Below are 11,775 nucleotides of genomic sequence, written 5' to 3' on the forward strand. Positions count from 1 at the left end.
AGCATGAATGACAAATTAATCGTAAACGTAGATAAAGTTAAACAGGTAAACACCGCGGCGGTGTATGGGATGATTGACCAATTAGGTCCGATCTCTCGCGTAAAAGTAGCAGAACAAAGCCAATTGGCACCTGCTAGCGTGACCAAAATCACCCGCCAGCTATTAGCTACCGGTTTAATTAAAGAAGTTGCCCAGCAAGCCTCTACCGGAGGGCGCCGGGCTATTTCCTTAATGACCGAGCAAAGCCATTACTACTTTATTTCGGTGCGATTAGGCCGTGGGACCATGGACATTTCGCTGTTTGATTTAAGCGGAATATCTCATGCTCACAGTAATCTTGATGTGCCAGAGGTGGAACAAGACGCCCTAGTAAACACCCTGCTCAACAACATCGATAGCTTTATTCAGCAACACCTTGAAGCTTCACAAAATCTTATTGCGGTTGCGGTTACCTTGTCTGGTTTAGTGAACCCAGGCGAAGGCACGGTGGTATACACTCCTCACTATCAGTTACGAGATTGCCCACTAGCCAGCCTAATAGAAGCGCGATTCTTATTGCCAGCTTATGTAGGTAACGATACCCGTGCGATGGCGCTAGCTGAGCATTACTTTGGTGCAACTAAAGATGTGCTCGATTCCATTTTGATTAGTGTGCATAGCGGCACAGGTGCCGGCATTATCGTGAATGGCCAAGTATTTATGAGCCAGAACCGAGATGTGGGTGAAATAGGTCATATTCAGGTCGATCCTCTGGGCGACAAATGCCAATGTGGCAATGTAGGTTGCCTAGAAACCATTGTCTCTAATACCGCGATTGTAGAACGATTAAAAACCCTGATTAGCCAAGGTTGCCCGTCTATTTTACAGGGTGACTTTAACATTGAAGATGTCTGCGCTGCAGCCAACCAAGGTGACATGTTGTGCCACCAAGTATTGCATCGTGTAGGTAAAATGCTCGGCAATAGCATCGCCATTACTATTAACTTATTTCACCCGCAAAAAATCATTCTAGCGGGAGAGATAATGGCGGCACAAAGCATTTTATTACCCACTATTAAACAGTGTATTGAGCATCAAGCCCTAAGCTCGTTTGCTGAAGACTTACCGATTGAAGCGGCACACTTTCAAAACAACCCAACCATGGGCGGATTAGCCTTAGTAAAACGCGCCCTACTTAATGGGAGCTTGCTGATTCGCTTAATTAACGAAAAAGCGCAGCAAATCGAACAGTAATTTAAGGCTAAGGTTTTAAAAAATAAGCGCAATACACCGCGCTAAGCACTAGGTTTAGATTAACTTTTTGTGCTTTAATTATGACGACTAAGGTACATGGATGTAAGCTTATGCGAGTTTTTACACAACAAATACTTATCGTTACTGCGGGGCTATTGTCTTGTGCATTAATGACCGTCATTTCTCTACAATTTCTTTCGCACGACATCAGCCAGTCGCAACGCTATCATGCAGATAATACTTTAAGCCTCACCCAGTCGGTGTTTTATAGCACCATACAATCCTTAGATGACTTAGCTAACTTAAACATAGACGACTGTAGCCCAGCGTCCTTACTAAAAATGCGCCAAACGGTATTCCTCAGTGATTACATTAAAGACGCAGGTTTAGTACAAAATAACCACTTAGCTTGTACCACTACAGGAGGGGAACTAGAGGTTCCCTTAGAATTAGACCCGCCAAGTTACACCACTAACTTAGACTTCGACGTATGGTTAAACCAGCAATTGATTATATTTGATCACCTGCATTCAGGCATGGTCATCCGTAAAGGTGATTTCACTGTTGTGATCGCTAACAATACCTTTAGTAGCTTAGAATACGGTGATAACCAATGGGAAGTGGTAAATCGAGTAGATGATCACTATACCCACTTAATAGGCACACCCGGTACGTTTCGCCGTGCAGAGCTAGATGAAATGGAAGAAGTAGATGATAACTATCACTATTTTCATCGTTGTAGCCAGACCTACGATTTCTGTATTGCCCTCAGTTTGTATAACTACACCCTCCTTAAAAGTAAGTTCGGTTTTTTAATCTTTTCGTTATTGTTTAGTGCAGCCTTTGGCATTTTGATAAGCATCAGTTCTGATACCCTAATCAAACGCCATGGCAGTATGAGCTCTCGTGTAAGACGAGGCATCAATAAAGGCCACTTCGTTTGCCATGTTCAACCTCTTGTCGATCTTAAATCTAAACGGATTATTGGTGGAGAAGTATTAACTCGTTTCGAAGATCAACATGGCAAGTTAATGCCCGATGAGTTTATTCCAGAAATACGCAAACTGCGCTTAACCTGGCCTTTTACTTTAATGATCATTAAAGATGCTCTGAGTCAGTTACAAGCCAGTGGTGCAATAACTAGTGATATGAAAGTGAGTTTTAACATTTTCCCTTGTGATGTTGAAAACAACAACATTGCTGATTTACAAGGATTGCCAGAAGTACAGCAGTTTAAAGGAGGCATTACTCTCGAGATAACAGAAGATCTGCAACTCGACAGCTTAGTCGCCAATCAACACATTAATCATGTTATTCAACAGGGTTTTGAAGTGGCGATTGATGATTTTGGCACCGGCTACTCAAACCTTAAACAACTTAAAAACTTCCGCTGCCAATACCTAAAAATTGATAAGAGCTTTGTATTCGATTTAGAGGCGGGCTCTATTCGCTCGTCGTTAGTACCGCACATGGTAGAAATTGCCAAGAAATCTGATTTAAAAGTCATCGCAGAAGGTGTAGAAAACCTAATGCAATGCAAAGTATTAGAAGAATTAGATGTAGAGTTTGGCCAAGGTTGGATGTTTGGAAAGCCCATGCCTATTAGCCAGTTTGTTGAAAAGTACACGCAATCGAACAGTTCTACAGACTAATTTACAAAGCCTAAGTGCAAATTTACCCACTAACAAAACCAAAAAAAGGACAGTGAATACACTGTCCTTTTTGCTCTATGTTTCCACTGCGCCGCTTAGCACGTAACCCCTATTTGGCTTTCATTTTGCCAATATAGCTGCCACTGTTCTTCACTCACTCCGCAGCCACAGCCACCCGAACAAGAGCCCAGTTTAACCAAGCGGAGTCGATGGCGTTTTACCCAAGGCTGCAACATCGCTAACGCTGCGTCATCACTCAATGAGAAATGATTTGCTACCTGGCTAAGCATAACCCCAGGGTTAGCTTCAATGTATTCCTTAAGCGCTTGTAATATCAAAATGCTCTGCCCGCTTACGTTTCAAAAATAGTACCCAAACCGCCAACATAAATACCATTGCCAATAACAACACGCTGGCAGACACTGGCGCTTGCTGCCAAGTAGCCACTTGGTAGTAAATAGTGGCCGAGCTATAGGCTAGTAAGGTAGACCACACGCCAATTAGTCGCGCCCATTTTATACCTAGTTCTTTTACCAATGCGCCCATTGCCGCTGCGCAAGGCATGTAGAGTAAAATGAATAACATGAACGAAACGGCTGATTCAGGCGTAAAGTGTTTGCCCAACTGCGACATAGTGCTGAAATCAACTTCGTTTATTTCAGCTGCTGCTTCAAGGCTATCAGCTTCTTCAATTGCTATGCCTAAAGGGTCACCGTAGTTTAAGTCGTTAAAGTTATCGACAATGGTTTGCCCAGCTTCTTGGAAACGGCCTAGATAAGTCCACTCTTCGTCTGCTTCACTGGCATTGGCATATAAGCTGTTTAAGGTGCCAATTACCGCTTCTTTAGCGAATAAGCCAGTAACAATACCTACCGTTGCTGGCCAGTTGTCTTGCTCAATACCCATTGGGCCAAATACTGGTGTAACAAATTGGCTAGCTCGACTCAAAATTGAATGTTCTTGGCCTTCGGCGTCTAACTCACCACCCGTTCCGATACTGTTTAATACGCTAAGAATAGCGACCACTAATACAATGGTTTTGCCTGCGCCAACCACAAAGCCACGCACTTTTTGCCAGGTTAATAGCAATACGCCAAAAGCCGTAGGTAACTGGTAGTCTGGCAACTCAAGAACCGAGTCTTGCGCAGTGCCCGGTAACAACGTGTACTTAAGCAATAAGCCGGTAACAATCGCAGCCAATATGCCAATGAGATACAAACCAAATACCATGTTCTGGCCTTGCTCTGGGAAAAACGCTGCCACAAACAATGCATAAACCGGTAAGCGCGCACCACAAGACATAAATGGGCTCATGGCTGAAGTTAATACCCGCTCGCGATGCTTTTCTAATACTCGGGTCGCCATAATGGCAGGCACGGTACAGCCAAAACCCATTAACATCGGAACAAATGCTTTACCCGGTAAACCAATCACCTGCATAGCACGGTCTACCACAAAAGCCGCTCGCGCCAGATAACCTGAGCTTTCCAGTAACGCTAAGAATAAATACAAACACGCAATAACGGGAATAAAGGTAGCAACGGTTTGAATGCCCACGCCTACACCATTTGCTAACACCACAGTTAGCCACTCGGGAGCGCCGACATTACTCAGCACTTCACCCACACCATCAACAAAAATAGTGCCAGCAGTAATATCAAAAAAGTCGATGAATACCGCACCGCCATTAATGGCAAACATAAACATTAGGTACATCACGCCTAAAAAGGCAGGAATACCAATCCAGCGATTAAGCAACAAGCTATCAATCATCGCCGTGTAATCTCGGTTTAAGTGGCCTTTTTTGCCAACACAATCTTGTGTAAGTTGGTAGATAAAGTTGTAGCGACTATTCGCGAGTTCTAAATCAACATCAGTATTGTTAAATTGCACAAAATCTTGTTCTAACTCTGCCACTAACTGAGGTTCAAGCTGTTTAATCAGCCAAGGATCTTGCTCTATCAAGCGCAATACTTGGCCTTTGTTAAAGCCCAGTTTTGCTTGCCATTTTGTTGAAAATGCTTCGATGGGCGCTGAATATTCTAACTCTAGAGGCTCACTCTGTTTGGCTTGCTCAATAATCTGGGGAAGATTATCTTTGAAATCTTCTACCTGCTTTTTAGAGGTAGCAGACAGGCATACCAGCGGCAACTTAAAGCGTTCGCTAAACTGCTGTACTTTAATTTTTAGCAGCTTTGCTTTAGCGGTGTCCATTTTGTTTAGTACTAGCACCACCGGTAAACCCAGTTCTTTAAGTTGAATGCTCAAATATAAGCTACGTTCAACTGCACTGGCATCGACCACGTTGATCACTAGATCTAAAGGTTCCGACTGTAAAAACTCACAAGCGATACGCTCGTCTAAAGAACTATTGTCTAACTGAGGATCAATATTATAAACGCCGGGGAGGTCCACCACTTCAGATCGCCAATCGGCCTTGCGGATCCAACCTGACTTTTTATCAACCGTAATACCACTAAAGTTACCCACTTTCTGTTTACTGCCCGTCAAAGCATTAAACAAGGTACTTTTGCCACTATTCGGGTTACCTACTGTAGCAATTTTATGCTTAATCATACCGACTCCACCTCAATCGCCTTTGCCTGTAGATTACTCAAGGCTAGGTTAATGCCTGCGGCAGATACCTGGATCGGATCACCTAAGGGAGCGCGCCTAACTATGGTTAAGGTTGTATTAGGTAATATGCCTAACGACATTAGCTTTTTTCGACTAGCGCGTGGCAAGTTTTGCAAACTTAACACCTTTGCTTTTTGACCTGCGACTATTTCATCCAATGACATAGAGTCCCACCCGACAATTCTAAATAGAAATGATTTTCATTTAGTTGATTGTGCGACACTCATCACTATATAACTTTGATCTATATCAAGCAGGTTTATATAGCTTGGTATTTTTGTGAGATATTTTTAGGTGTTATTTTTGAAACCTTTTCACTAAATGCGCTACCATTTAGCCAATTTCAACAAAGGTAACTTGAAGATGTCATTCAAAGACCAACTATCGCAACTTGTTTACTCCACCGACCAAGGCCGCATTGAACCTGAAGACATAGCTGAAGATATTCCAGACAGCGATGGTTTTGTTAAAATGCGTCGTGAAACCAAAGGCCGAAAAGGCAAAGGAGTAACCTGCTTAAGTGGCTTTGGGCTAGAAGAATCAGAGTTAAAAAGCCTATGCAAAGAAATGAAAAAACACTGTGGCGTTGGTGGTAGCGTAAAAGACTATGTGATTGAAATTCAAGGTGACCAACGCGACAAGCTTGAAGCATGGTTGAAGCAGCGTGATTACAAAACTAAACGCATTGGTGGCTAAACCTTTTGACTAACCAGTGCTTACACGCTATCTTCTGCGCGCTTTTGGGGAGTAGCCGCCTGTAACTTTGGTTGCGGGGCATTTATCAACATACTTAGTGCACAATCACTATGGTAAATGCAGCCTAGTTAGGCCTGGCAAGACCAACTGCACATTAACGCTATTATGAGGTGAGCGGCGTTTGTGCATTGGTTTATTTGCTCGCCTCATTAAGAGATATTAATGGAAGCCCTTGTTACCTCCATCACCGCTGTTGCCATTGCCGAAATTGGCGACAAAACTCAGTTACTTGCTCTGTTACTCGCATGCAAATTTCGTAAACCAATGCCCATTATTGCCGGCATTATTGTCGCAACCCTACTGAATCATGCCGCTGCCGCTTGGTTTGGCGCAATGGTGCAATCTTGGTTAAACCCTGATGTACTGCGTTGGCTGCTAGGATTGTCGTTTATTGCCATGGCTATTTGGGTGCTGATTCCCGATAAAGTAGACGACTTAGACAGCGCGATGCTAAAACATGGCCCTTTCTTGGCGTCCTTAGTGCTTTTCTTTATTGCTGAAATTGGCGACAAGACCCAAGTGGCTACAGTTATTTTAGCGGCTAAATACGATGCCTTATGGATGGTAATAGCAGGAACCACCATTGGTATGTGCATTGCAAACATCCCAGTTGTTTTACTCGGTAAACTAGGGGTAGACAAGCTGCCTATGACCTTAATACATCGCTTAACAGCAATACTATTTTTAGCCTTAGGTTTAAGCACCTTGTTGTTTTAAGCAAGGCTTAAGCTTTAGCCGGTTTGTGTTACACTCTGCCGCAAATTGTTACTCGGGTTGTAAAAAATGAAAGTGATTCGTTGGATTTTAGGCCGTATTATTTTGTTACTTAACGCGGTATTTTCGCCAAAATCGATAAAGCGTAGTCCTGATGAACAAGCTGCAGTTGATCAGAAACTACAAGGCTTACATCTTTACCAATTGGCTGCTTGCCCCTTCTGCGTGAAGGTAAGACGCGCAATGAAACGCAACGGCATCAACATTGGATTACGTGATATTAAAGCCCAGCCAGAATTTCTTGATGAGTTAGTAAGCGAAGGCGGTTCTCGAAAAGTGCCTTGTTTGCGCATCAGCGAAGGCGAAAACGTAAAATGGCTTTACGAATCAAATGACATTATTCGTTACTTAGAGCAAAAAGTGGCATAAACCACAGCTTTGCTCAGTAATAAAAAAGCTCCTTTTGTAAGGAGCTTTTTTATTTACCTAAGATCTTGGCAAGCTCTAGGCTAGTCAATTTCCATAATGTCACTTGGCATAACATCTCTTAATCGCTTCCAGACTTCACTGGTTGCAATACCGTAATTACGCACCACTTGAAGCGCATTATCGTGCTCTCCTGAGTCCGCTAAGGCGATCAAGTCGTCATAAAACTTATCGACTAATTGGCGCGATACGGGATCGTCAAAGTAATACTTACCGACACTACGGTACATGCCTCTGAAACCATTTAAAATTAGGGCATACAGGGGATTACCTGAGGCAAAAGCTAAGCCGTGCAATACTTGATAATCAAACTCAGCGTAAGCTTCACCGGTTTGTTCTAATTGCTTGTATTGTTCAATTAACTGGCGACTTTTCTCCGGGTTGTTTTTTAAGGCACCACGAATAAAAATCACACTAATATTGGTTCTTGCTGATAATAACTGTTCAAAAAGTTCAGGTACGCCGTCGCTGTCTAGTTTAGCTAAGGTTTCGAGAATATTCAGTCCAGCGGTTTCCCAAAAGTTATTTACCTTAGTGGGTTTGCCATGTTGAATAGTTAACCAACCATCACGTGCCAAACGCTGGAGGACTTCACGTAATGTGGTGCGGGTAACGCCAATTAGTTCTGATAGTTCTCTTTCGGCAGGGAGGATGGTGCCAGGAGCAAAACGGTTATTCCAGATGGATTCGATGATGTACTGTTCGGCGAATCCCGCTGGGCTTTTTGCTTTTATTACCATTATTTACTCAGTCTATTTTAGTTTTTATTGAAATGATAATAACAAACCATTAACTAAAGCAAAAGCAAGTGGTACGGGCTCTAACCTACAGTTTTTAAAAACTATTGACATTTTTTATCATGACTTGAAGAATTTTGATATTTTCGAACGTTCAGCTATCAAAGATGCGTGACATCACATACAATCACGCTCGAGTTTTCGTAGGGGAAACTCGACCTGCCATACGAACAAATATGAGATTTCAGGATGAATACTAGTCTATCCAGTGCCTTTGCTAAGAACTTTCTTGGCAATGCGCCTTTGTGGTACAAAAAAGCCATTGTTTTATTTCTAATTATTAACCCCATCGTTTTCTATATTGACCCTTTCATTGCGGGTTGGTTGCTGGTAATTGAGTTCATTTTTACTTTGGCTATGGCCTTAAAATGTTACCCATTACAGCCGGGCGGTTTACTGGCCATTGAGGCAGTAGCTATAGGGATGACATCATCGGAAACAGTAAAGCACGAGTTAGTGAATAACTTTGAAGTAGTGCTGCTATTGATCTTCATGGTGGCGGGCATCTTCTTTATGAAGCAACTGCTTTTATTTATGTTCACCAAAATGCTCATTAAGATTAAAGATAAAGCGATTTTGTCTTTAGCCTTTTGTATAGCCGGTGCATTTTTATCGGCCTTCTTGGATGCATTAACCGTTATTGCCGTGGTGATTAGTGTCGCTATCGGCTTTTATAGCATCTATCACAAAGTGGCCTCTGGAAAAGACTTTCACCAAAAGCATGACCACACCGGTGATGACTTAAGCAGCGATGACTTAGAAGGTTTTCGCGCTTTTCTACGTAGCTTAATGATGCATGCTGGTGTAGGTACCGCGCTTGGCGGCGTATGTACCATGGTAGGTGAGCCACAAAACCTCATTATTGCTGACCAATCTGGATGGCAATTTTTTGAGTTCTTCTTACGCATGGCACCGGTCTCTTTACCGGTACTAGTATTTGGCCTGTTAACCTGTTTCTTACTAGAGAAAGCGGGCAAGTTTGGTTATGGCACTAAACTACCTGCCAACGTTAGACAAATTCTTACCGACTACGATAAGTACGAAGATGAGAAGCGTACTAACCGTGACCGTGCAAAACTTATCGTTCAAGCCTTTATCGCAGTATGGTTAATTATTGGTTTAGCCATGCACTTAGCGGCTGTTGGTTTAATTGGTTTGTCTGTGATTATTCTCGCCACTGCATTTACCGGAATTACCGAGGAACACCAATTAGGAAAGGCCTTTGAAGAAGCCCTTCCCTTTACGGCATTGCTAGCGGTATTCTTCTCGATTGTGGCAGTGATTATTGATCTAGAGCTATTCAAACCCGTTATTCACTGGGTGCTATCGATTGAAGATGAGGGGCAACTGGTCGCCTTCTACATTGCCAATGGCTTGCTCTCGATGGTGAGTGACAATGTGTTTGTAGGCACTGTTTACATTAACGAAGTGAAAGCCGCTTGGTTAGATGGCCAAATCACTCGTGACCAATTCGACATGTTAGCGGTTGCCATTAACACTGGTACTAACTTGCCGTCGGTAGCTACACCAAATGGCCAAGCAGCATTCTTATTCTTGCTCACCTCTTCACTCGCTCCGCTTTTACGTTTGTCTTACGGGCGCATGGTGTGGATGGCCATTCCTTACACCATCGTACTAGCCGGTGTAGGTTTATTGTGTGTGGAATTTGCATTGATTCCTGCCACTCAATACTTCTACGATATGGGATGGATTAGCCATCACGTTGCGGGCGCAGCGTCAGCGGTTTCTGCTGGACATTAATTTTAAAAACGGCGATGCTTGCATCGCCTTTTTTAACAGGAGTTTCTGATTATGCTCAATTTTTTAAGCAGTTTGCCGTACCAACGTAAACCTTGGTTTCTGCTTTTTATTGGTAGCTTATCATTAGAGTTGTGCGCTTTATTCTTCCAACATGCCATGAAGCTTGACCCTTGCGTTATGTGTATTTATGAGCGTGTAGCCATGTTTGGTTTAATGGCAGCAGGTTTACTAGGTTGGATTGCACCTAAAAATATCGTCATTCGTTTAAGTGCTTTTGGATTATGGATCGTCAGTGCCGCATGGGGTTTGCAGCTAGCAATAACCCATACCGACTACCAAATGAACCCTAGCCCATTTGCTACCTGCGACTTCTTTGCCAACTTCCCTGAATGGGCGCCGCTAGATAAATGGGTGCCTTGGTTATTTAATCCAAATGGATTTTGTGACGAGATCTCTTGGATGTTCTTAGGCTGGTCTATGCCGCAGTGGCTGATTCTATTATTTGCGGTGTTCTTAGCAGCCGGGGTTTTGTTCTTTGGTCTGCAATGGCGTAAGAAATAGATTTAAAAGATAAACATAAAAAAGCCCGCTTAACGCGGGCTTTTTTATGGCTGGCATTTAACGCTATTCACACTCGTCTAAAGGCCACCGCACAATGTAATCTTGAGACGGACCCGTTAACTGCGTTTCACACACAATTTTACCCCGCACAGAAGCGCCACGTTTGTGCATTTCCGAAGCCTTGCCCTTATTTAACAAAGGATGCCACTCTGGCAGCGGTTTCCCTTCGATTAGCCGTTTATAGGCACAACTAGGCGGCAACCAATGAAATGCATCAATATCATCTAAAGTGATTTTTACGCAATCAGGGACCTTAGCAAATCGATTCGGGTAATCACTACACTGGCAGCTTTTACTGTTTAACAATACACAAGCAATATTGGTGTAATACAACTCATCGGTATCTTCATCTATCAACTTCGATAAACAACATTTACCACATCCATCACATAACGACTCCCACTCTTGGGCAGTCATTTGCGCCAAGGTTTTGGTTTCCCAAAATCTTACTTCACTCACTCAATACAACCTCTGTTTCTACCGAAATATCGGCAACCTTAAATGCTAACTTATCGCCGGCCTTCAAGGGGCCAACGCCAGCAGGAGTGCCAGTTAGCAATACATCTCCTGGCTCTAGAGTAAAACAGCGTGAAGCTTCACACAGCAATGTGCTTAGATTGCGGATCATTTGCTTTGTTGTGCCCTGCTGTTTTAACTGAGTATTTTGCTCAAAACGTAGCTCAACATCAGCCAACTCACTTAACCTATTAATCGGCTTAAAGTGACTCAGTACGCAGCTCTTATCAAAGGCCTTAGCGCGCTCCCATGGATGACCACTTTGTTTTAGCGCTAACTGCACATCGCGTAAGGTTAAATCTAATGCCGCGGCGTATCCCCAAACGGCATCATCCAATTCTTTAGGAGAGGCATTGCGAAGCGGCTTAGCAATCAATATGGCGAGCTCAAGTTCGTAATGCACTTCATCTACATCATTTGGAATCATTACTCCGTTTGCCAAACCAGTGATGGCGGTTTTAGGCTTAATAAACAACACTGCTTGTTTAGCAGGCGCGCCCCCCATCTCTTGCATGTGCGCCAAGTAATTTTGCCCTACACAGACTGCTTTATTCGCAGTAAATGGTAAGGCTTGGCCTTGTTCGTCGAGATGCTGATACACC

The 11,775-nt window shown here is 43.2% G+C and carries 13 protein-coding genes and 1 riboswitch; of the genes, 7 read left to right on the forward strand and 6 right to left on the reverse strand.

Annotated elements, in window-relative coordinates; translation table 11 throughout:
- Positions 1-3: 3 nt before the first annotated feature.
- Both Q4549_RS07405 and Q4549_RS07410 read left to right on the forward strand, forming a co-directional pair.
- Complete coding sequence (locus Q4549_RS07405; RefSeq protein WP_303551026.1) at positions 4-1,233, forward strand: ROK family protein; 1,230 nt, start codon at positions 4-6, stop codon at positions 1,231-1,233.
- 110 nt (positions 1,234-1,343) lie between these two features.
- Positions 1,344-2,885: an EAL domain-containing protein gene (locus tag Q4549_RS07410; RefSeq protein ID WP_303551023.1), complete on the forward strand. Its 1,542-nt coding sequence runs from the start codon at positions 1,344-1,346 to the stop codon at positions 2,883-2,885.
- 95 nt (positions 2,886-2,980) lie between these two features.
- Here Q4549_RS07410 and Q4549_RS07415 read toward each other — a convergent pair whose 3' ends face one another.
- The 3 genes from Q4549_RS07415 to Q4549_RS07425 are packed head-to-tail and all read right to left on the reverse strand — an operon-like array spanning position 2,981 to position 5,686.
- A complete protein-coding gene (locus Q4549_RS07415) occupies positions 2,981-3,223 on the reverse strand; it encodes a FeoC-like transcriptional regulator (protein ID WP_303551021.1) in 243 nt (80 codons plus the stop codon).
- Positions 3,204-5,462, reverse strand: a complete 2,259-nt coding sequence (gene feoB / locus Q4549_RS07420; protein ID WP_303551018.1) for a Fe(2+) transporter permease subunit FeoB — start codon at positions 5,460-5,462, stop codon at positions 3,204-3,206. Before feoB ends, Q4549_RS07415 begins: the two co-directional genes overlap by 20 nt.
- Positions 5,459-5,686, reverse strand: a complete 228-nt coding sequence (locus tag Q4549_RS07425; RefSeq protein WP_303551015.1) for a FeoA family protein — start codon at positions 5,684-5,686, stop codon at positions 5,459-5,461. The genes feoB and Q4549_RS07425 overlap by 4 nt, the downstream gene beginning before the upstream one ends.
- Positions 5,687-5,885: 199 nt before the next feature.
- Between Q4549_RS07425 and Q4549_RS07430 the strand changes: the two genes are divergently transcribed.
- The 3 genes from Q4549_RS07430 to Q4549_RS07440 all read left to right on the forward strand — a co-directional run bounded on the left by Q4549_RS07430 (position 5,886) and on the right by Q4549_RS07440 (position 7,421).
- Complete coding sequence (locus Q4549_RS07430; RefSeq protein ID WP_137674692.1) at positions 5,886-6,218, forward strand: translation initiation factor; 333 nt, start codon at positions 5,886-5,888, stop codon at positions 6,216-6,218.
- Between the two features lie 44 nt (positions 6,219-6,262).
- Positions 6,263-6,425, forward strand: a riboswitch (yybP-ykoY riboswitch).
- A gap of 15 nt (positions 6,426-6,440) precedes the next feature.
- Positions 6,441-6,995: a TMEM165/GDT1 family protein gene (locus tag Q4549_RS07435; protein WP_303551011.1), complete on the forward strand. Its 555-nt coding sequence runs from the start codon at positions 6,441-6,443 to the stop codon at positions 6,993-6,995.
- Positions 6,996-7,061: 66 nt separating this feature from the next.
- A complete protein-coding gene (locus tag Q4549_RS07440) occupies positions 7,062-7,421 on the forward strand; it encodes a glutaredoxin (RefSeq protein ID WP_303551008.1) in 360 nt (119 codons plus the stop codon).
- 80 nt (positions 7,422-7,501) lie between these two features.
- On the opposite strand, the gene fadR is transcribed toward Q4549_RS07440, so the two are convergent.
- A complete protein-coding gene (gene fadR / locus Q4549_RS07445) occupies positions 7,502-8,218 on the reverse strand; it encodes a fatty acid metabolism transcriptional regulator FadR (RefSeq protein ID WP_303513011.1) in 717 nt (238 codons plus the stop codon).
- 246 nt (positions 8,219-8,464) lie between these two features.
- Here fadR and nhaB point away from each other — a divergent pair, with 246 nt between their 5' ends.
- Entirely contained in the window at positions 8,465-10,036 is a 1,572-nt protein-coding gene (nhaB, locus tag Q4549_RS07450; RefSeq protein ID WP_137674688.1) for a sodium/proton antiporter NhaB, read from the forward strand.
- A gap of 51 nt (positions 10,037-10,087) precedes the next feature.
- Positions 10,088-10,597: a disulfide bond formation protein DsbB gene (dsbB, locus tag Q4549_RS07455; RefSeq protein WP_303551006.1), complete on the forward strand. Its 510-nt coding sequence runs from the start codon at positions 10,088-10,090 to the stop codon at positions 10,595-10,597.
- A gap of 63 nt (positions 10,598-10,660) precedes the next feature.
- On the opposite strand, the gene Q4549_RS07460 is transcribed toward dsbB, so the two are convergent.
- Together Q4549_RS07460 and Q4549_RS07465 are read right to left on the reverse strand one after the other, a co-directional pair.
- Entirely contained in the window at positions 10,661-11,116 is a 456-nt protein-coding gene (locus tag Q4549_RS07460) for a YcgN family cysteine cluster protein (RefSeq protein WP_137674593.1), read from the reverse strand.
- Entirely contained in the window at positions 11,109-11,774 is a 666-nt protein-coding gene (locus Q4549_RS07465) for a fumarylacetoacetate hydrolase family protein (RefSeq protein WP_303551004.1), read from the reverse strand. Before Q4549_RS07465 ends, Q4549_RS07460 begins: the two co-directional genes overlap by 8 nt.
- Position 11,775: the final 1 nt, after the last annotated feature.

Source organism: Agarivorans sp. 2_MG-2023, from assembly GCF_030548085.1.
Taxonomy (GTDB): Bacteria; Pseudomonadota; Gammaproteobacteria; order Enterobacterales; family Celerinatantimonadaceae; genus Agarivorans.